Source organism: Alsobacter sp. R-9 (genome assembly GCF_054612375.1).
The window spans coordinates 26,609-46,532 of record NZ_JBTSWJ010000006.1 but is presented as its reverse complement, the minus strand read 5'-3'; the positions used below and the strand labels follow the sequence as shown (position 1 = coordinate 46,532).

The window sequence follows — 19,924 nt, the reverse complement described above, 5'->3', positions numbered from 1 at the left end:
GATGACACCGTCGCAGGCGAAGGCCGAGTACGCGGCCCTCGCGGGCGAGATCGCCGAGCACGACCGCCGCTACCATCGCGAGGATGCGCCGGTCATCTCCGACGCGGAATACGACGCGCTGCGGCGCCGCTTCGAGGCGATCGCCGCCCGCTTTCCGGCGCTCGCGGACGAGCAGCCTGCGGCGACCTCCGTCGGTGCGAAGCCATCGGAGAAGTTCGCCAAGGTCCGGCATCGCGTGCCGATGCTCTCGCTCGCGAACGTGTTCTCGGACGAGGAGGTGGAGGAGTTCGTCGAGCGCATCCGCCGCTTCCTCGACTGGCCGCCCGACCGGCCGCTGCCGATCACGGCCGAGCCGAAGATCGACGGCCTGTCCTGCTCGCTGCGCTACGAGGCTGGCGAACTGGTGGTTGCTGCGACCCGCGGGGACGGGGAGGAAGGCGAGGACGTCACCGCCAACGTGCGGACCATCGGCGAGATCCCGCATCGGTTGCAAGGCGACGTTCCGCCGGTGCTCGAGGTGCGAGGCGAGGTCTACATGACCAAGTCCGACTTCGCGGCGATGAACGCGCGGCAGGAGGCTGAGGGCAGGCCGCTCTTCGCCAATCCGCGCAACGCGGCGGCGGGATCGCTGCGCCAGCTCGACCCGCGCATCACGGCGGCGCGGCCGCTGCGGTTCTTCGCCTATGCGTGGGGCGAGGCGCAGCCGGCCCCGCCGGCGCCCACGCAGTCCGGCGTGGTCGCGGCCTTCGCGCGGTACGGCCTGCCGACCAACCCGCTGATGCGGCGTTGCGAGACGGTGGCGGACCTGATCGCCCACTACCGCGGCATCGAGGAGCAGCGCGCGAGCCTGCCCTACGACATCGACGGCGTCGTCTACAAGGTGGACGACCTCGACCTGCAGCGTCGGCTCGGCTTCGTCTCCCGGTCTCCGCGCTGGGCGACGGCGCACAAGTTTCCGGCCGAGAAGGCGACGACGGTGCTGCAGGGCATCGACATCCAGGTCGGACGCACCGGATCGCTCACGCCGGTCGCGCGGCTGCAGCCGGTGACGGTTGGCGGCGTGGTCGTCACCAATGCCACGTTGCACAACGAGGACGAGATCGCCCGCAAGGACATCCGCGTGGGCGACACGGTGATCGTGCAGAGGGCGGGCGACGTGATCCCGCAGATCCTCGGCTTCGTGCCGGAGAAGCGGCCGGACACCGCCGCCCCCTATGCCTTCCCCACGCTCTGCCCGGCCTGCGGCAGCCATGCGGTGCGGGAGATCGATCCCAAGACCGGCAAGGCCGACGTCGTGCGGCGCTGCACCGGCGGCCTCGTCTGCCCGGCGCAGGCGGTGGAGCGGCTGAAGCACTTCGCCTCCCGCAACGCCTTCGACATCGAGGGCCTCGGCGACAAGCAGATCGAGGCGTTCTACCGCGACGGGCTCATCACCCGGCCGCAGGACATCTTCACGCTGGAGGCGCGGGACGCACGCTCGATGAAGCGCCTCAAAGACCGCGAAGGCTTCGGCGAGACGTCGGTCCGCAACCTTTTCGCGGCGATCGAGGCGCGGCGCAGCGTGGCGTTGCACCGCTTCATCTTCGCTCTCGGCATCCGCCATGTCGGCGAGACGACGGGCAAGCTGCTCGCCCGGCATTTCCGCTCCATGGAAGCGCTGCGCGACACCGCGGTCGCGGCCGCGGAGCCGGGGTCTGCGGCACTGGCCGATTTGACCGCCATCGACGGGATCGGGCCGGTGGTGGCCGAGTCGATCGTCGACTTCTTCGGCGAGCCTCACAACCTCGAGGTGGTGGCGGACCTGCTCGCGCAGGTCACGCCGCAACCGCCGGAGGAGGTGGCCACGGAGAGTCCCGTCGCCGGCAAGACGGTCGTCTTCACCGGCAGCCTCGAGAAGTTCACGCGCGAGGAGGCCAAGGCCATGGCCGAGCGACTGGGCGCAAAGGTCGCCTCCTCGGTGTCGAAGAAGACGGACCTCGTGGTCGCCGGCCCCGGGGCGGGCTCGAAGCTCACGGCCGCGCGTGACCTCGGCATCCAGACGCTGGACGAGGACGGCTGGCTGGCGCTGGTGGGGCAGGCCTGAGCGGTCTCAGCCGACAGGCCGCGTCGCCGCCTCCAGCCACGCCCGCACGTCCGCGTCCACGAGCGGCGCCACGACCTCGCGAACCTTCGCGTGGTAGGCGTTCAGCCACGCGATCTCCTTCGCGCTCATGATCGACGGCTCGACGAGGGCGAGGTCGATGGCCGCGAAGGTGAGCGTCTCGAAGCCGTACATCTCGCGCTCGGCGCCCTCGACGGTGCGCTTCTCGACGAGGACGAGGTTCTCGATGCGGATGCCCCAGGCCCCGGCCTTGTAGTAGCCCGGCTCGTTGGAAAGGATCATGCCCGGCTCCAGCGGTGTCGTGCCCACCTTGGCGATGCGCTGGGGTCCCTCGTGCACGGACAGGTAGCTGCCGACGCCGTGGCCGGTGCCATGGTCGAAGTCGAGGCCCGCGTCCCACAGCGGGCGTCGGGCAAAGCTGTCGAGCTGTGCGCCCGACACGCCCTTGGGAAACACCGCCGTATCGATGGCGATGTGGCCCTGCAGCACGCGCGTGAAGCGGTCCTTCATCTCGGCGGACGGCGTCCCCACGGCGACGGTGCGGGTGATGTCCGTCGTCCCGTCCTGATACTGGGCGCCGGAGTCGATCAGGTAGATGCCCGGCTCCAGCCGGCGGTCGGACCGCTCAGTGACCCGATAGTGGGGGATCGCCGCGTTCGGCCCGGCGCCGGAGATCGAGGGGAAGGACACGTCCTTCAGCGCCCCCGTTTCGCGGCGGAAGGCCTCCAGCGCGCAGGCGGCCGAGACCTCCGTCACGTCGCCCTTCGGCGCCTCGCGGGAGAGCCAGCACAGGAAGTTTGCCATGGCGGCGCCGTCGCGGCGGTGCGCGGCGCGGCTGCCGGCGATCTCGGCCGGATTCTTGGCCGCCTTCATCAGCGCGATGGGATCGATGCCGATGTCGGTCGTGCCGCCGCCGGCCTCGACGATGCCGACGATACGCTGCGACGCCGTCGCCTGGTCGAAACGGACGCGGGCCTTGGCCGCGCCGAGTTCCGACAGCGTGCGGTCGAGGCGCCCGGGCTCCTCGATCTCGCTGACGCCCGCCAGCGCGTCGCGCACGGCGTTGGAGAGCTTTGCGCCGTCCATGAAAAGCGTTGGGCGCCCTTCGCGCGGCACGACCGCGTAGCCGAGGGGCAGAGGCGTGTGGGAGACGTCGCCGCCGCGGATGTTGAACACCCAGGCGACCGCATGCGGATCGGACACGACGAGCGCATCTGCGCCGAGCGACTGGAGCTTGCCGCGGATGCGGTCGAGCTTGGAGCGGGTTTCCTCGCCCGCGAGTTCGACGGGGTGCAGCACCACCTGCGCGCGCGGCGAGGCCGGCCGGTCGTCCCAGACCGCATCGATCGGGTTCGATTCCACCGGAACGAGGCGGGCGCCGGCGCGCTGGCAGGCCTTCTCCAGCCGGCGGACGGCGTCCGGCGTGTGCAGGGCGGGGTCGTAGCCGACGCTCTGGCCGGCCTTGAGCGTGCGCTCCAGCCAGCCGTCCGGCGGGTTGTCGATGAGGTGCTCGGGCGCGAACACGGCCGTGTCGACCTGCTCGCGCACCTGCACGGTGTAGCGGCCGTCGACGAAGATGGCGGCGCGGTCGGCCAGCACGACGGCCAAGCCCCATGAGCCCGCGAAACCCGTCAGCCAGGCGAGGCGCTCGGCGCACGGCGGAACGTACTCGTTCTGGTGCTCGTCCGTGCGGGGCACGAGGAAGCCGTCGAGGCCGCGCCGGGCCAGTTCCTTGCGCAGCAGGGCGACGCGCGCGGCACCCTGGGTCGGATCGACCTTTTCCTCGAAGGACTGGAATACCGCCTCGGCCATGGTCGCTCGCTCTCCGATGGTTCGCACCGCAGGGGGACATGCGCCCGCGGCGGCGTCAAGACGCCTCGGGGCATGGCTTGGGCGCCGACATGTTGTGCAATGCAGCAATTCTTGACAAAGCCTTGTGCAAGCTCTGCAAGCAGCCATGGGGAGGCATGCGGCGAAGGTGGTTTTTCGCAGGTGCGAAACGCACTAGCTCTGAGTCAACAACGGAAACGTCCGGGTGGCCTCGCCTTCACTGAGGAGACGACACCCATGACCGCCTTATCCCTGCCGCGCACCTTGTCCCGCGGCACCGTCGTGGCCGGCGTGCGTGAACAGGCCGGCCCTCGCGTCGGATCCGTGGCCTGGCGCAGCGTAGTCGACGCGATGGTCGACAGCCGCCGCCGCAAGGCGGTGACGGAGTTGCGCCGGCACCAGTCCTTCGGCCCGCTGATCAGCGTGATGCACGTCGACCTCACGAGGGACGAACTGTCGCCTTTCGGTCCCCGCGACTGAACGCCCGCGCCTGCCTGCAAGACTAGCCGGGTCAGGCCCGCGGCGCTGCGCCGCCGCGGCGCAGGTGGAGCGAGGCCCAGCCTTCGAGGTCCCGGCGCTGCGCCAGGGTGAGGCCCTGCGCCCGGTACGCGGCCAGCACGCCCGGCACGTCGCGCGCCTGCAGCCCCGACAGGATGACATCCGCCCCTGGCCCTGCCACGCCAGCGATGGAGGGCGCGAGCCGCATCAGCGGCCGTGCGAGGATATTGGCGAAGACGAGGTCGTAGGGCGCTCCGGCCCGCAACTGCGGATGGTCGACGCCCTTGGCCACCACCGGCCGCACAAAGGCGCCGGCCCGGTTGGCGACGGCGTTGGCGCGGGCAGCCTCGACGGCGTCGGGATCGATGTCACCCGATGCGACAGGCCGGCGCAGGGCGCGGGCGGCGGCGATGGCGAGGACGCCCGTGCCGGTGCCGACGTCCAGCACCCGGGCGGGGCGGCGGCGCTTGAGGATGTCGTCCAGGAACAGCAGGCAACCGCGGGTGGTCCCGTGGTGGCCGGTGCCGAAGGCCAGCGCCGCCTCGATCTCGATGGCGATGGCGTGGCCGGGGACGCGGCCACGGTCGTGGCTGCCGTGGACGACGAAGCGGCCCGCGGGAACCGGCGCGAGGCCGTCGAGGGAGGCCTTCACCCAGTCCTTCTCGTCGATGGCATCGAACGTCACCGCCTTCGCCAATACCTTGCCGCCATGGGCGGCGACGATGGAGCGGATGAACTCTTCGTCCGGCTCGGCCGAGAAATAGACCTCGACCTCCCAGCGGCCCGTTGCCTCGTTCTCGAAGGCGGCTGCGGCCGTCTCGGCGGGGTCGAACATTTCGACCACGGCATCCGCGATGCGACGGGCCGTCGCTTCGTCGCAGACGAGCTTCATGAGATGGGTGGGGCGGTGGGGCGGGAGACCTTCGAGCATGGCGGAGGCATACACGCCGCGGGTCCGGGTGTCATGGGGGGAGTGGGGGCGACGCGAAGGGCGGTCGGGGCCGTGCCGGTGGATGAAGACCAGCGCAAACCAAACGTTGAAGTTTTGGATTATTCTACCTTGGGTTGTAGTAGTAATTTACAAAATCGTTAAAACGCCTTGAATTTGTCGTAATTTTTGAGTAATAAGCCGACGATTTCAATCTGTTTTTCTCCTTTGTTGCTTTCGGAGCTTGGTTCATGGCGATAACTTTCGACCCGATCACCGGAACACTGATTGGTCTGGGCGCCAGGACGAGCGGTCCGACGCGGATCTTGAGCGGCGGGCGCGCCTCCATCAGCTACACTGCCGAGCTCTCGAATGGCGTCTTTCCGAACCAGACGGTCGACCTTGCCGCTGAGGCGAGGACCCTGGGCGGCGCCGCCATGACGCTTCTGCTGGCCGGCGGCAACGATCGTGTCCGCGGCTCGACGCTGGGCGACGTGATCCGCGCGGGGGCAGGGAACGACACGATCCTCGGTGGCGTCGGCGAGGCGGGCGCCATCGACGACATCGCGGGGGAAGCGGGCGACGACCTCGTGATCGCCGACGTGTCCGACTTCGACGCAGCCGCGCGCCTGTCCACCCGGGCGCAGTTCCTTGTCTACGCGGAGACCGGGGCGCCGGCGCCGGTGGCCGGGATCGCGAACCGGGTGTCCGGCGGCGAGGGCAACGACACGTTGGTCGGCGGACGGAGCGCAGACGCGATCACCGGCGACGATGGCGACGACCTGCTGATCGGCGGCGCCGGCGCCGACGTGCTCCGGGGCGGTCGCGGAAACGACCTCCTGTTCGGCGGATCGGGGAACGACGCGCTCGACGGCGGTGCCGGTGACGACACGATCTACGCCTCGGACGGAACCGGCGGCCGCGACAACGTGACGGGCGGTGACGGGGCGGACCTGATCCAGACGGCGGAGACGGCGCTGCTGGACTCCCAGGCCGCTACCGGCGGCGTCTACGACGGGGGGACCGGCAACGACACGTTGATCGCGTCGCGGGGCTTCACGGGCTCCCTGATCGGCGGGACCGAGGACGACCTGCTGGACGCCAGCCGGACGACGGGGGGCGTGCTCCTGCAGGGCGGCTGGGGGAACGACACCGTGCGCGGTGGCCGCGGCAACGACACGGCGATCGGCGGTGTGGGCGTCGACGACATCGACCTGGGCGACGGAGACGACGTGGCCGTCTACCGCTACGGCGAGAGGGTCGACTTCCAGCAACTGACGGACGTCTACAAGGGCGGGGCGGGCAACGACACCCTCCGGCTCGACGTCAGCTACAGCTACTGGACGGCCAACCAGGACATCCTCTGGGATCTGGCCGTCAGCTTTCCGAATTCGGGATCGCTGGTGTTCCAGACCGTCCCCGGGTCGGGCGTGACCGCCGACCGCCGGGCCCTGTCGTGGAGCGACTTCGAGGCCGTGGAACTCTTCGTCGACGGAACGCGCGTCTTCGCCGGCGCCGGGATCGGTGCAGGGGGCGGCGACAGGCTCCAGCCGCTGCCGACGGAGCAGGACGACGTGGTCGACGCGGCCCTCGTCGGCTGGACCCAGCTCCCGGAGGAGTATCTCGACCTCGGGCGCGGAAACGACCTCTATCTCGCGACCCAGGTGACCGGCGCCACGCCGCTCTACGGCCAGCGGACGATCGCGGGCGGTGACGGCGATGACACCATGGTGGGATCGAAGGGCCAGGACACCTTCCTCGGCGGGCGGGGCGCCGACCTGCTGATCGGTGGCAGCGGGGCCGACTCGCTGGACGGCGGCGATGGCCGCAACACGCTTCGCGGAGGGGCCGGCAACGACACCCTGCGCGCGGCGTTCTCCAGCGACATGAGCGGCGGCGACGACGACGACGTCATCTTCGGCAGCGGCGGGACCGACCTCGTCAACGGCGACGGCGGCAATGACACCATCACCGGGACAGGGGCGGGCTCGAGCCGCGTCTTCGGCGGGACCGGCAGGGATACCATCGATTTCCGCACCGCGACGGGCGCCTCGACGCTCGATGGCGGAGCCGATGCCGACGTGATCACCGGCGGCTCGGCCGGCGACGTCATCAGCGGCGGGAGCGAGGACGACTCGCTCGACGGTCGAGGCGGCAACGACCTGCTGTCCGGAGGCACGGGCAACGACACGCTGTCGGGCGGCGACGGCGACGACATCCTCGACGGCGGTGCCGGCGTCGACAGCCTGAGCGGCGGTGCGGGCAACGACAGCTTCGCCTACGGCGCCCAGTACCGGATGGGCAAAGGGGCAGCCGTGGTCACCGCGAATGATGGCCAAAACTACTTCGCAAGCCTCGTCGGATCATTCGCCAGCGCCGACGTGTTCGATGGCGGGGCGGGGTCGGATCTCATGAAGGGATCCACGGGAAGCGATGTCATCAGCGCCAGCACAAACCTGCTGACGCAGGAGCGCCAGGAGATGATCCGGGCTATCGAGGAGGTCGACGCCAATTCGGGCAACGACATCGTCGACTTCACCGGCTATGCGACGAATGTTTGGCTCCGGGGCGGAGACGGCGACGATTTCCTCATCGGCGGCAACGGCAACGACACGATCACGGGAGGGATCGGAAACGACCATCTCTACGGCGGCGCCGGGGCCGACACGTTCGTCTTCCGGCCGAAGGAGGGCGGGACCGAGATGGTCTACGACTTCACGCAGGGGACGGACAAGCTGCAGTTCAACGTGAGGACGGAGGGCGAGAAGCGCATCCAGGGCCTTGCGGAGGTCATCGGCCAGAACGGCCGGACGAACCTCATGGTCACCGTGGGCGGATCGAACGGTGTTGGCGGCTCGACGATCACGCTCGTCGGCGTGACGAAGGCGAGCTTCAACGAAAACCGCGACGTGGACTGGGTGACCGACCCGAACGCCCCGTGATGGTCCGCGCACGATCCGGTCGGGCCCTGGTCCGACCGGATCGCGCAGGAGCGTCAGCACTCGCTGTCCCCGACGGACTCGACCGGGGCCGAGGGACCCGATCAGGCCAAATGAGGATCAGCATCGCCGTGGGCAGAGCAATGCCCGCGGCTGCGGCCCAAGGGGCGCCGCAATGTGCCGGATGAGCAGGCAGCGCTCGCGTCGCGCAGGCCCCCTTCGTCTTGCCTTGCACTCACCCGGCGCCTCCGGACCGGCGCCATTCGGCATAGTGTCACACGGCTCGCATTCCGCGGCCCGCCTCACACCGCCTGGACGAAACTCTCCAGCACCATCTTCCGACCGGCCTTGTCGAAGTCGATGGTGAGCTTGTTCCCGTCCACGGCGGCGACGGTCCCGTTGCCGAACTTGATGTGGAAGACGCGCTGGCCGGCGGAGAAGGCGCTCTGGGTGCCTGTCGACTTGGCGACGAGCTCGCCCTCGATCAGGAGGGGTCCCTTGCGGCCGGGGCCGGCGTCGTAGCCGGGCGAGCGGCGCTCGGAGAACCCGCCGCCGTAGTTGCCGCCCGAACCGCCGCCACCATATCCCCCGCCGCCCTGGCGCTGGCGCTCCTGTGCGCGCTGCCAGCCGGGGGTGCTGTAGGTGGAGCCGAAGGCCTGCACGCGGTCGAAGCGGCTGCCGCCGTAGCCGCCATAGCCGGCGGGGGCCTCCGTCACCTCGACATGGGCCTCGGGCAACTCGTCAATGAAGCGGGAGGGGATGGTCGACTGCCACAGGCCGTGGATGCGGCGGTTGCTGGCGAAGTAAAGCTTCGCCCGCCGCCGGGCGCGGGTGAGGCCGACATAGGCGAGCCGGCGCTCCTCCTCCAGCCCGGCGCGGCCGCTCTCGTCGAGGGCGCGCTGGTTGGGAAACAGGCCCTCCTCCCAACCGGGGAGGAAGACGGTGTCGAACTCCAGCCCCTTGGCGCCGTGGAGCGTCATGATCGACACCTTCTCGGTGGTGTCGTTGTCCGTCGCCTCCATGACGAGGGAGACGTGCTCGAGGAAGCCGGCGAGGTCGGGGAACTCCTCCATGGAGCGGACGAGCTCCTTGAGGTTCTCCAGCCGCCCGGCGCTCTCCGCCGTCCGCTCCTTCTGCCACATCTCGGTGTAGCCGCTCTCCTCCAGCACCAGCTCGGCGAGCTCGTTGTGGCGCAGGCTCTCGACGGAGGCGGACCAGCGGGCGAAGGCGGCGGTCAGGTCCCGCAGCGCGGTGCGGGGCTTGGGCTTCAGCTCCTCGCTCTCGGAGAGCTGTCGGGCCGCCTGCATCAGAGGAATGCGGGCCTGCCGGGCGTAGCGGTGCATGAGCTCCAGCGTGGCGTCGCCGAGGCCGCGCTTGGGAACATTGACGATGCGCTCGAAGGCGAGGTCGTCGGTGGGGTTGGCGACGCAGCGCAGGTAGGCCAGCGCATCGCGGATCTCGGCGCGCTCGTAGAAGCGCGGGCCGCCGATGACGCGGTAGGGCAGGCCCAGCGTGACGAAGCGGTCCTCGATCTCGCGCATCTGCGCGGAGATGCGCACCAGAACCGCCATGTCGGCGAGCGAGTGGCCCTTGTTCTGCAGTGCCTCGATCTCCTCGCCGATGAGGCGCGCCTCCTCCTCGCTGTCCCAGGCGCCGGTGACGGTGGGTTTCTCCCCCGCCTCGTCGTCGGTGAACAGCGTCTTGCCGAGGCGCCCCTCGTTGTGGGCGATGAGGTGGGCGGCTGCGGCCAGGATGTGGCCCGTGGAGCGGTAGTTGCGCTCCAGCCGCACGACGGTGGCGCCGGGGAAGTCCTTCTCGAAGCGCAGGATGTTGTCGACCTCGGCGCCGCGCCAGCCGTAGATGGACTGGTCGTCGTCCCCGACGCAGGCGACGTTGCGGCGGCCCTGCGCCAGCAGGCGCAGCCACAGGTACTGGGCGACGTTGGTGTCCTGGTACTCGTCGACGAGGATGTAGCGGAAGCGCTCCTGGAAGTCCTTCAGCACGTCCGGGTGCTCGCGGAACAGCCGCAGGTTCTCGATGAGCAGGTCGCCGAAATCGGCCGCGTTGAGCTGCTTCAGCCGCTCCTGGTAGGCGGCGTAGAGCTTGCCGCCCTTGCCGTTGCCGAAGGCGGCGGCCTCGCCGGCCGGCACCTTGTCTGGCGTGAGGCCGCGGTTCTTCCAGCCGTCGATGAAGGCGGCGAGCGCGCGGGCGGGCCACCGCTTCTCGTCGATGTCAGCGGCCTGGATGACCTGCCGCATCAGGCGGATCTGGTCGTCGGTGTCGAGGATGGTGAAGTCGGAGCGCAGGCCGACGAGCTCGGCGTGGCGGCGCAGGATGCGCGTGCCGATGGCGTGGAAGGTGCCGAGCCACGGCATGCTCTCGGCCACCGGGCCGACGAGGTGCGCGATGCGCTCCTTCATCTCGCGGGCGGCCTTGTTGGTGAAGGTCACCGCGAGGATCTGCGACGGATAGGCGAGGCCCGAGGCGATGATGTGGGCGATGCGCGTGGTGAGCACCCGCGTCTTGCCGGTGCCGGCGCCGGCGAGCACCAGCACGGGGCCGTCGGTCGCCTCGACCGCGAGGCGCTGCTCAGGGTTGAGGCCGGCGAGGTAGGGCTGCGGCGCCGCAACGGCCGCGCGGGCGCGCGCGGCGAGGCCGCCCGGGCGCGGGGCGGGCGGGGGCGCGAAGTCGTCGTCGTCGGTCGGGCCTGTCACGTCGTTCCGGGGTCCGGCGCGCGGCCCCGAGGCAGGCCGGCGCGATGGGCGACGGCGCCATCGGGCGCCGTCCATCGGCCCTATGTGGGCCGATTCGCGAGCGGATCAACATGACTCGGGCGCCGTCGCCTGTCGATGAAGCCGCGAGCGGCGCACGGCGCGCGCCCCCCGGCAGCCCGGCGCGCCGTCGGCTCCGCCCCGGCAGGCGACGCAGTGAGGGCAGTCGCGGCCGGCCTTCGCCGCGCGCGAGGGGGCCGGCCGGAAGGACACCAGCACGCACAGCACCGCGATGACGACGAGGACGAGGCCGGCCTGTGCGCCGGCCACACCGGAAAACTGCATTGGCCCGCAATCCAAAACGACAGGTTGTGGAACCCGCTCGACAATGCCTTTAGCCTAGAGGTCAGCGATAAAAAAAGTGTGCCGAATCAAGGCCCGCTTTCCACTAACCAAGCATCGCGCCGACGCAGGAGAGCAACCTTGAGTAGCGGTTTTTTTGGCGCCACCGTGCTGGCCGGCTTCATCTATGCGGTCACGCCGGGGCCGGCCTTCCTCGCCGTGTTCGCGCTGGCGGCGCAGCACGGGCGGGAGGCGGGGGCGCGGTTCCTGCTGGGCCATCTCGCGGGGGACCTGCTGTGGGGCGGGCTGGCGCTGGCGGCGATCGTCGGGGTCAACGAGCTCGGTCCTGCGCTGTTCGAGGCGCTGGGCGTCGCCTGCGGCGTCTACCTGATCTGGCTCGGTGTCCGCGCCGTGCTGGCGAAGGGCGATGGCGGCAGCGCCGCCGTGGGGGGCGTGCGGCCGCTGCGGGCCGGCCTCCTCTTCGGGCTCACCAATCCCAAGGCCTACCCGGTGTCGCTCGCGGTGTTCACGGCCCTGACGGTGCGCTACGCGGCGGAAATGGAGTGGGGCTCGGCGCCGGCGCTGATGGGCGCCGCCGTGATCGGGTTCTTCCTGGGCTACATCGTCATCCTGTTCTGGGCGGGCCTGCCGGCCGTACGGCGCTTCTTCCTGAAGCACGGGCGCGCGGTGACGCGCGTCGTCGGCGTGACCTTCATCCTGTTCGGTGCAAAGTCGATCGCGGATGCCGGCCGCAGCTTCGCGGGGCGCTCCTGACGCGGCTCAGTGGATGCCGGGGCGTCCGGAGACCGCCCGCGGCGGGATCCCGATGACGCGGCCCACGGCCTCCGGCTTCGGCAGGCCCGCGTGGGCGGCCTTCATGATGGCGAGGTTGGCGAGGATGTCGGACGGGAAGGGCCGCACCTTCCGCTCCTCCAGCGACACGTGCAGGTTCATGCTTTCGGCGGTCGCCGACAGCCAGAACTCGGTTGCGTGGCGCAGCTCGAGGTAGAGGTGCATGCGCTTGTCGTCGAAGTCGAGCAACTGCACCGTCGCACGCACCGGGTGGTCGAGGTGGAGCTCGCGCCGGTAGAGGACGTGCCACTCCGCCGTCATCACCGAGGCGCGGCGCTCCTGCGCGTAGTCCGGGCCGAGGCCGACGACGGAAAGGGCCTGGTCGAGCGCGTTGTCGAACAGCACGGCGTAATAGGCCATGTTGACGTGGCCGTTGTAGTCGATCCACGAGGGTTCGATCCGCATCGTCGAGGAGACGAACGGGGCGAAGAAGAACGCGTGGCTCTCGACGGTCTTCGTCATGACGGTCCCGATGGGCGCGCAGACAGGCGTGTCGCCGGCTCCGGACCGCCGCGATCCGGGCCCCGAGTTTGCCGCCGGGTGCGCACCGGATAGAATGATCAAAAATCCTCGCGGCAAAGGCAAGCGATACATGTCAATTGATTCGGCTCCGGCGGCCCGGCGCCCGTCGGCGGAGGACGTGGCGGCGGTGACGGCGGCGCTGGCGGCCCGGTTCGGCAACCGCGTGGTCACCAGCCAGGCGGTGCGGGAGCAGCACGCCAACTCCGTCACCTGGATCCGCCCGCAGGCCCCGGACGCGGTCGTCTATCCGGAGACGACCGAGGAGGTGGCAGAGATCGTGCGCCTGTGCGCATCCCGCCGCATGCCGGTGATCCCGTTCGGCGCCGGTACGTCGCTGGAGGGCCACACCAACGCGCCGTTCGGCGGCGTGTGCATCGACCTCGCGCAGATGAACGCGGTGCTGGCGGTGCACCCCGAGGACCTCGACTGCGTGGTCCAGCCCGGCATCACGCGCAAGCGCCTGAACGAGCACCTGCGCGACATGGGGCTGTTCTTCCCCATCGACCCCGGCGCCGACGCGACGCTGGGCGGCATGGCCTCCACCCGCGCCTCCGGCACCAACGCCGTCCGCTACGGCACGATGAAGGACAACGTGCTGGCGCTGACCGTCGTCACGGCGGCGGGCGAGGTGATGCGGACGACGCGGCGGGCGCGCAAGTCCTCGGCCGGCTACGATCTCACCCGCCTCTTCGTCGGGGCGGAGGGCACGCTGGGCGTGATCACGGAGATGACGCTGCGGCTGCACGGCATCCCGGAGGCGATCTCGGCGGCGGTGTGCCCGTTCCCGTCCGTGCGGGCGGCCTGCGACGCGGCCATCCTCGCCATCCAGACCGGCCTGCCGGTGGCGCGCGTCGAACTCGTGGACGAGACGCAGGTGCGCGCCATCAACGCCTACTCCAAGCTCTCGCTGGCCGAGCGGCCCATGCTGTTCCTCGAGTTCCACGGGACGACAGAGGGCGTGAAGGAGCAGGCCGAGCGCTTCGGTGACATCGCGCGCGACCTCGGCGGCGGTCCCTTCGAGTGGACCGACCGCGCCGAGGACCGCACCCGGCTCTGGCAGGCCCGCCACGACGCCTACTGGGCGGCGATGGCGCTGCGGCCGGGCCTCGCGGCGCTGTCGACGGACGTCTGCGTGCCGCTGTCGCGGCTGGCGGACTGCGTGGAGGAGACGCAGCAGGACATCGCCGAGACGGGGCTCATCGCCCCCATCCTCGGCCATGTGGGCGACGGCAACTTCCACGTGCTGGTGAGCCTCGACGCGCAGGACCGGGACGAGGTGGCGCGGGTGGAGGCGTTCCTCGAGCGCCTCGTCGACCGGGCCCTTTCCATGGACGGCACCTGCACGGGCGAACACGGCGTCGGACAGAAGAAGATGAAGTACCTGGAGCGGGAGCACGACCCCGCGGCGCTCGGGGCGATGCGCGCGATCAAGGCGGCGCTCGACCCGCTGGGCATCATGAACCCCGGCAAGGTGGTGGCCTGATGGCCCGGTCGAGCCGTCCACGCCGCCCTGCCGCCTCGAAGCCGTCCTGCCGGACGCCGTCTTCCTGCAACGGGCCGCACGGCGTTGCGTGACATCCTGACAGGCCTTGCCATCCTCCTGATCGTCGCCATCAGCGCGGCGATGGCGGTGCCGTACTTCATCGACTGGACGAGCTACCGCGGCGAGTTTGAACAGCGCCTCGCGCAGGCGGCCGGCGTGCCCGTGAGCATCGACGGCCCGATCGACCTGAAGCTCCTGCCGACGCCAAGCCTCACCCTGCAGGCGGCCGCGGCGGGCCAGCCCGGCAAGGGCCCGATCCTGACGGTGGGGCGGGTGCGGCTCGAGATCGCGGTGATGCCGCTTCTCAAGGGCGACATCCAGGTCATCGAGGCCCGGCTCGACGGTCCGCGACTCGAAGGCACGCTGGCGCCGGGCGGCACCGTGGAGGGACTCGGCGATGTCGTCGGAGGCCTCGGCGCGGCACGGTCCGTGATCGTCAACCGGCTGGTGGTGACGGGGGGCTCCGTGGGCCTCACCGACGCGGCGACGGGGCGGCAGCTGGCGGTGTCCGGCATCGACCTCGATGCGGACGCAGGGGCGCTCGCCGGGCCATGGCGGGCGAACGGCCGCCTCCTGGCCGGTGACCGGGCGTTCGGCCTGCGCCTGCTGACGGGTGCGCCCGAGGCGGGGGGCACGAGACTCAAGCTCACGCTCGACCGCGACGGCGGTGCGTGGCGCGGCAACCTCGACGGGCGCCTCGCCTCCGGCGGATCGGGGCTCGCCTTCGACGGGCGGATCGCGACGAGCGGCCGGGTCCGCTGGCCGGACCGCGACGGCTTCGCGCAACGCCCCTGGAGCGCCGGCGCGCAGCTGCGCTGGGCCGGCCGGGCCGGGACCCTGGAGGGCATCGAGATCGAGGGCGGCGGCGACGAGGCGCCCGTCAAGTTCACCGGTACGGGCACGATCGACGGCGGGGCCTCGCCGCGGCTGTCGCTGACGCTGGAGGCGCGGCAGATCGACCTCGACCGCGCTCTCACCGGCCCGGTGACGCCCGGCCAGCCCTCGCCGCCCGCTCCGCTGGGCGCCACGCTTGCGGCGTGGCTCGCTGCACTCGGGCAGGAGGAGGGCGTCTCCGGACTGCCGCTCCCCGTAGCCCTGACGCTATCGGTGCCGAACGTGATCGCGGGGGGCGACACGGTTGCCGGCGTGGCGGTGGACGCCACGCTGCAGGACGGCGCGATCCGGGTGGCGAAGGCCACGGCGGCGCTCCCCGGCACGACCACGCTGCAGGCCCGCGGCGACGGGAGCGCGACCGGCGGCGGGCGGTTCGACGGCCACGTGACCCTCTCGACGCGGGATTTCGGGCGGCTCACCGCGTGGTTCGAGGGCGAGCGCGCCGGGCGCTCGCCGCGGGTGGGCGACGTCCGCGAGATGACCTTCGATGCCGATGTGTCACTGTCGCCCGCGGTGCTCGCGGCCCGGTCGATGCGGCTGTCGCTCGACCGCTCGCAAGTGGTTGGAGCGCTGCGCTACTCGCCACCCGAGCAGGGCGCCCGGGGCCGCTTCGAGGCACAGCTGACGTCCGACGGCCTTTCCATCGACCAGATCCCCGATCTTTCGACGCTGACCGGCGCCGCGCGCGGGCTCGACGTCTCGCTGACCCTCGACGCCCGCAACGTCCGCGTCGGCCCGGTGGCTGGAACGGCGGTCGGCGCCGGGCGGGTGGGGCTGCGGCTCACCGCGACGCCGGAGCAGATCGACGTCAGCGCGCTCGACATCACCGACGTGGGCGGCGCGACCGTGCGGGCGAGCGGGCGCGTCGGCGCGGCCGGCGGCCGGATGGAGGCGACGGTGGACGCGCGGCGGGTGGAGCCGCTCGCCGACCTCCTTCGCAAGGTGGTGCCGGGCAAGGCGCCCGCGTTGCTGGCGGCCCGCGCGGGGTCGCTCGGGCCGCTGCGCCTCCGGCTCACGGCCGAGCGCGCCGGAAGCGGCGAGGCCCGCCTCACGGCGACGGGAACGGCGGCGGCGACGCAGGTGAATGCCACCATGGCCCTCGGCGGGCCGCAGGGCGAGGACCGGCTGACCGGCTCGTTCCGGGCCGAGGCGCCCGACGCGGCCGCATTCCTGACGCAGCTCGGCTTCGAGGCGCTGCCGCTGCCGGGCTTCGGTCGCGGCCGGCTGGCGGCGGAGGTCGACGGCCGGCTCGGGCAGGGCGCCGCCCTCACCGTGTCCGGCGAGGCGGCAGGGGTCCAGCTGTCCGGCGAGGGACGGCTCGGCCTCGGCCCGCAGGACCCGGCGCTGGCGGGCACGGTGAGCCTCGACACGGCAGACATCGGGCCGATCCTGCAGATCCTGGCGCTGCCGGGCCCGGACGGCCTGGGGCGTATCCCTGTGCAGATGAAGGCCCGCGCGTCGCTGGCGGGCGAGGTGCTGACGCTGGAGGATCTCTCGGGCCGCTTCTTCGGCGAACCGGTGACCGGCCGGCTGGCGCTCGACGCCGGGCGCGGGCGGCTGGACGGCGCGCTGGATCTCGAGCGGCTGTCGCTGGCGTCCTTGTCCGGGCTGGCGCTCGGGCGGCTCCAGGCGCCGCTGCCGGGCAATCTCTGGCCGGCGGGACGCTTCGGCGGCGTGCTGCCGCCGCCGGTCGATACGACGGTCCGGCTGTCGGCGCGGAGGCTCGACCTCGGCTTCGGGTCCCCCGCCTCTGGCGCGACGGCGACGCTGCGCTGGACGCCGGAGGCCCTCGAGGTGATGCAAGCCGACATGGCGGTCACCGAAGGGCGGCTCGCGGGCGGCTTCACCATCCGCCGGCAGGGCGGGCTGGCGGCCCTGTCGTTCAAGATGGCGGGGCGCGACCTCGACGCGTCCGTGCTCCTGCCGCGGGCGGGGATCGCCGGGCGGGCGGACGCCGAGCTCGACGGCTCGGGATCCTCGGAGACCGTGGCCGGGCTCGTGGGCGGGCTCTCGGGAGGCGGCGTGCTGCGGCTGCGCGGCGGCGGCCTCGCCCGGTTCGACCCGAAGGCGCTGCCGGCCATCACGGCGGCCTTCGACGCCGAGCGGGACCCTCCGGACCTCGGGCGCGTGCGCGATGCGCTCGGCGCGGCGCTCGACCGCGGCGCGCTCGCCGCCGGTGCCCTGGAGGCGCCGGTGACGCTGTCGGGCGGCGTGCTGAGGGCCGGGCCGATGGGGACGAAGGCGGAGGGGATCGAGATCGGCGGCTCGGTGTCGTTCGACCTGCGCAACGGGCGGACGGAAGCCCGCGCCACGCTGGTCGCGGAGCCGCCGCCGGGCTGGAGCGGGCCGGCGCCGCAGGCGGCGATCACGTGGCGGCCGGGCCGCAGCGGAGCGCTGGAGCGCGACATCGACGTGGCGGCGCTGACCAACGTGCTGACGACGCGCGCGGTGGCGCGCGAGCTGGAGCGGATCGAGGCCGCGGAATCCGACCTGCGCGAACGCTCCTTCTTCCTGCGGCGCACCAAGGCCGACCGCGAGCGGCTGGAACGCGAACGGCGCGAGGAGGAGGAGGCCCGCCTCGCCGAGGAGGCCCGCAAGGCGGAGGAGGCCCGGCAGGCCGAGGAGGCGCGCCGGGCGGAGCAGGCGAGGATCGAGGAAGAGGCCCGCCGCGCCGAGCAGGCGCGCCGCGAGGCCGAGGCCCGCCGGCTGGAGGACGAGCGCAAGGCCGAGGAAGCGCGCCGCCTCGAGCAGGAGCGGCGGGCCGACGAACTTCGCCGGCAGGAGGACGCACGGCGGGCCGAGGAGCAGAGGCGGGCGGACGAACTTCGCCGGCAGGAGGAGGCCCGACGCGCCGAGGAGCAGCGCCGGGCGACCGAGCAGGCCGCGCCGACGACCGCTCCGCCGGCACAACCGTCTGCGCCGGCCGCGGCTCCGGGCGCGCAGGGCCTTCCCCAGGCAGGCACCGATCGGCTCGACCCGACGCGGACGAATTCCATTCCCGACAAGGAGGACGAGGCGGCGGGCGTCGAGGAGGCGGCGCGGCTGCTGGGCGTGCCCTCGCCGCGGGCCGGAGGGCAGGGCGCGTCACCCGTGGTGCCGCTGCCGCCACCCTCGGTGGTGGGGCCGGCGCCGGGCTCCGGAATCCGTCAGCCGCTGGCGCCCTGATCGGGCGTGCGCTCGCAGGCCTTCTCGGCCGCCGCGCGATAGTGCGCGAGGACCGCGAGGCGGATGGCGGATGACAGGTTTCCGGTCGTGCGGTCCGCGTCGATGCTGGCGACGAGGCGACCGAGGCTCATGCCGCGGTCCCGGGCGATGTCCTTGAGAGCCGTCCAGAACGGTTCCTCGATGGAGACGCTGGTGGTGTGGCCCGCGATGCGGACCGTGCGCTTGACGACCGCGTCGCTCACGCGTCGTCGCCGTCGAGCCGGTGGCCGGCGAGGCGGCGGGCCTCGATCTCGGCCTTCTTCCGCTCGACCTCGCGCTCGGCCCTGGTGCGCCCGAAGGCGGCGCGGTTCTGGGCGGCCGTGGCCTCCTTCGCGGCCCGTTCCCGGGCCTTGCGCGCCTTGCGGAGGTTGACGATTTCGCCGGTCATGGCCGCGGCGATCCCGATCAGGGCTTCTTGCGGAACGCGTCGAGGCTCACGACTTCCGCGCCCGGCGCTTCTTCCTCGGCCTTGGCCTTGGCCTTGGCGCCCTTCGCCCTGGGGGCGTCGGCCGCGGCAGCCTTGCCGGCGGGAGCGTCGCCCTTCTCGCCCTTCTCGGCCTTGTCGTCCTTGGCGCGGGCCGCGGCCTTGCGGGCGCTGTCACGGCTTTCCGAGGCCGGCGCGCGGGCCGGCAGCGGGAGGGGGGCGGGCGGCGGCGGCGCCTCGGCGGCCTCCTCCTCGTCCTCGTCGTTGTCCGCCGGTTCGGCCCCGGAAAGTTCGAACTTGAGGCCGAACTGCACGGACGGGTCGAAGAAGCCCGTCAGCGCGTCGAACGGCACCAGCAGGCGCTCCGGGATGCCGGAGAACGAGAGGCCGACCTCGAAGGCGTGCTCGGTGACGGCGAGGTCCCAGAACTGGTGCTGGAGGATGATGGTCATCTCCTCCGGGTACTTCTCGCGAAGGCGCTGCGACATGCGCAGGCCCGGGTCATCGGTGCGGAAGGAGACGTAGAAGTGGTGGTCGCCCGGCAGCCCCTTCTCGGCGGCGTCGGTCAGCACCTTGCGCACGACGCCCTTCAGCGCGTCCTGGACGAGAAGGTCGTAGCGGATCAGGTCTTGGGGCATGGGTGCGTCGCGCGGGGACCGGTCGGCGAAAAAAGAAGGTGGAGGTTTCTGTTGCCAGGCACCTCCGAGCCCCGCCTTACGGTGCTACCCGCAAGGACTTGGTTTCGGTGTCAGAGACCGCTTACGCGGCCACCGCAACCGGAGCATAGTTGTCGTTGGCAACTATATGTTCGGCCCGATAACGGCGGAACCATGCCGGGCGAAAGCCCACCCTTTACACCCTCGTCGATCCTATTTCGCCCCCGCCGGAATTCACCGCTGACTGGCACGGGACGAGGTCCCGCCGGTGGATTCTGGTGGAGGCGCCGGGTACCGCCCCCGGGTCCGAAAGGCTTATTTCGATGTCCATTTATCGCCATAGCCGCCTTGCGACGGCATCCCGAATATAGTGCGGCGGCCGTCGGGACGGAAGGGGGAGGGGCCGGAAACGACCGGGGAAAGGTGCGCGGACCAGCCCGCCCCCCGGTGCCGGACGAGCGCCGAGTGCCCTACATTGTC

Annotated in this window: 14 protein-coding genes and 1 other RNA gene; 6 read left to right on the top strand and 9 right to left on the bottom strand. The window is 71.6% G+C overall.

Features of this window, described 5'->3' with window-relative positions; genetic code table 11:
* The first annotated feature begins 1 nt into the window (after position 1).
* Positions 2–2,083: an NAD-dependent DNA ligase LigA gene (ligA, locus tag ACX9GQ_RS11315; RefSeq protein ID WP_459629876.1), complete on the top strand. Its 2,082-nt coding sequence runs from the start codon at positions 2–4 to the stop codon at positions 2,081–2,083.
* Positions 2,084–2,089: 6 nt separating this feature from the next.
* Here ligA and ACX9GQ_RS11310 read toward each other — a convergent pair whose 3' ends face one another.
* Entirely contained in the window at positions 2,090–3,913 is a 1,824-nt protein-coding gene (locus ACX9GQ_RS11310) for an aminopeptidase P family protein (RefSeq protein ID WP_459629644.1), read from the bottom strand.
* A gap of 255 nt (positions 3,914–4,168) precedes the next feature.
* Here ACX9GQ_RS11310 and ACX9GQ_RS11305 point away from each other — a divergent pair, with 255 nt between their 5' ends.
* Entirely contained in the window at positions 4,169–4,411 is a 243-nt protein-coding gene (locus tag ACX9GQ_RS11305; RefSeq protein ID WP_459629643.1) for a hypothetical protein, read from the top strand.
* Between the two features lie 31 nt (positions 4,412–4,442).
* Here the strand turns inward: ACX9GQ_RS11305 and ACX9GQ_RS11300 are convergent, their stop codons facing one another.
* Complete coding sequence (locus tag ACX9GQ_RS11300) at positions 4,443–5,360, bottom strand: 50S ribosomal protein L11 methyltransferase (protein ID WP_459629875.1); 918 nt, start codon at positions 5,358–5,360, stop codon at positions 4,443–4,445.
* A 248-nt stretch (positions 5,361–5,608) separates the two neighbouring features.
* On the opposite strand from ACX9GQ_RS11300, the gene ACX9GQ_RS11295 reads away from it, so the two are divergent.
* Positions 5,609–8,299: a calcium-binding protein gene (locus ACX9GQ_RS11295; protein ID WP_459629642.1), complete on the top strand. Its 2,691-nt coding sequence runs from the start codon at positions 5,609–5,611 to the stop codon at positions 8,297–8,299.
* A 299-nt stretch (positions 8,300–8,598) separates the two neighbouring features.
* On the opposite strand, the gene ACX9GQ_RS11290 is transcribed toward ACX9GQ_RS11295, so the two are convergent.
* Together ACX9GQ_RS11290 and ACX9GQ_RS11285 are read right to left on the bottom strand one after the other, a co-directional pair.
* The gene (locus ACX9GQ_RS11290) at positions 8,599–11,085 is read right to left on the bottom strand and encodes an ATP-dependent helicase (protein WP_459629641.1); all 2,487 of its coding nucleotides are present in this window, start codon (positions 11,083–11,085) and stop codon (positions 8,599–8,601) included.
* A 30-nt stretch (positions 11,086–11,115) separates the two neighbouring features.
* A complete protein-coding gene (locus tag ACX9GQ_RS11285) occupies positions 11,116–11,352 on the bottom strand; it encodes a hypothetical protein (protein ID WP_459629640.1) in 237 nt (78 codons plus the stop codon).
* Positions 11,353–11,490: 138 nt separating this feature from the next.
* Here ACX9GQ_RS11285 and ACX9GQ_RS11280 point away from each other — a divergent pair, with 138 nt between their 5' ends.
* Complete coding sequence (locus ACX9GQ_RS11280; protein ID WP_459629639.1) at positions 11,491–12,123, top strand: LysE family translocator; 633 nt, start codon at positions 11,491–11,493, stop codon at positions 12,121–12,123.
* A 6-nt stretch (positions 12,124–12,129) separates the two neighbouring features.
* Here ACX9GQ_RS11280 and ACX9GQ_RS11275 read toward each other — a convergent pair whose 3' ends face one another.
* Positions 12,130–12,663, bottom strand: coding sequence for a thioesterase family protein (locus ACX9GQ_RS11275; RefSeq protein WP_459629638.1), 534 nt, complete (start codon positions 12,661–12,663; stop codon positions 12,130–12,132).
* 130 nt (positions 12,664–12,793) lie between these two features.
* On the opposite strand from ACX9GQ_RS11275, the gene ACX9GQ_RS11270 reads away from it, so the two are divergent.
* On the top strand, positions 12,794–14,206 hold the full coding sequence (locus tag ACX9GQ_RS11270) for an FAD-binding oxidoreductase (protein ID WP_459629637.1): 1,413 nt from the start codon (positions 12,794–12,796) through the stop codon (positions 14,204–14,206).
* An 84-nt stretch (positions 14,207–14,290) separates the two neighbouring features.
* Positions 14,291–18,325 carry an AsmA family protein gene (locus ACX9GQ_RS11265; RefSeq protein ID WP_459629636.1) on the top strand — a complete coding sequence of 1,345 codons (4,035 nt, stop codon included), beginning with the start codon at positions 14,291–14,293 and terminating at the stop codon, positions 18,323–18,325.
* Here ACX9GQ_RS11265 and ACX9GQ_RS11260 read toward each other — a convergent pair.
* From ACX9GQ_RS11260 to ssrA, 4 genes are all read right to left on the bottom strand, one after another.
* Positions 18,307–18,567 carry a ribbon-helix-helix domain-containing protein gene (locus tag ACX9GQ_RS11260; RefSeq protein ID WP_459629635.1) on the bottom strand — a complete coding sequence of 87 codons (261 nt, stop codon included), beginning with the start codon at positions 18,565–18,567 and terminating at the stop codon, positions 18,307–18,309. The genes ACX9GQ_RS11265 and ACX9GQ_RS11260 overlap by 19 nt on opposite strands.
* Entirely contained in the window at positions 18,564–18,752 is a 189-nt protein-coding gene (locus ACX9GQ_RS11255) for a DUF4169 family protein (protein WP_459629634.1), read from the bottom strand. The genes ACX9GQ_RS11260 and ACX9GQ_RS11255 overlap by 4 nt, the downstream gene beginning before the upstream one ends.
* A gap of 17 nt (positions 18,753–18,769) precedes the next feature.
* Positions 18,770–19,426: an SspB family protein gene (locus ACX9GQ_RS11250; protein WP_459629633.1), complete on the bottom strand. Its 657-nt coding sequence runs from the start codon at positions 19,424–19,426 to the stop codon at positions 18,770–18,772.
* A 37-nt stretch (positions 19,427–19,463) separates the two neighbouring features.
* Positions 19,464–19,841, bottom strand: a transfer-messenger RNA (tmRNA) gene (gene ssrA, locus ACX9GQ_RS11245).
* Between the last annotated feature and the right edge of the window lie 83 nt (positions 19,842–19,924).

Coding starts and splice junctions, on each gene's coding strand:
- ligA (WP_459629876.1), top strand. CDS start 2: ATGACACCGTCGCAGGCGAAGGCCGAGTACGCGGCCCTCGCGGGCGAG.
- ACX9GQ_RS11310 (WP_459629644.1), bottom strand. CDS start 3,913: ATGGCCGAGGCGGTATTCCAGTCCTTCGAGGAAAAGGTCGATCCGACC.
- ACX9GQ_RS11305 (WP_459629643.1), top strand. CDS start 4,169: ATGACCGCCTTATCCCTGCCGCGCACCTTGTCCCGCGGCACCGTCGTG.
- ACX9GQ_RS11300 (WP_459629875.1), bottom strand. CDS start 5,360: ATGCTCGAAGGTCTCCCGCCCCACCGCCCCACCCATCTCATGAAGCTC.
- ACX9GQ_RS11295 (WP_459629642.1), top strand. CDS start 5,609: ATGGCGATAACTTTCGACCCGATCACCGGAACACTGATTGGTCTGGGC.
- ACX9GQ_RS11290 (WP_459629641.1), bottom strand. CDS start 11,085: ATGGACGGCGCCCGATGGCGCCGTCGCCCATCGCGCCGGCCTGCCTCG.
- ACX9GQ_RS11285 (WP_459629640.1), bottom strand. CDS start 11,352: ATGCAGTTTTCCGGTGTGGCCGGCGCACAGGCCGGCCTCGTCCTCGTC.
- ACX9GQ_RS11275 (WP_459629638.1), bottom strand. CDS start 12,663: ATGACGAAGACCGTCGAGAGCCACGCGTTCTTCTTCGCCCCGTTCGTC.
- ACX9GQ_RS11270 (WP_459629637.1), top strand. CDS start 12,794: ATGTCAATTGATTCGGCTCCGGCGGCCCGGCGCCCGTCGGCGGAGGAC.
- ACX9GQ_RS11255 (WP_459629634.1), bottom strand. CDS start 18,752: ATGACCGGCGAAATCGTCAACCTCCGCAAGGCGCGCAAGGCCCGGGAA.
- ACX9GQ_RS11250 (WP_459629633.1), bottom strand. CDS start 19,426: ATGCCCCAAGACCTGATCCGCTACGACCTTCTCGTCCAGGACGCGCTG.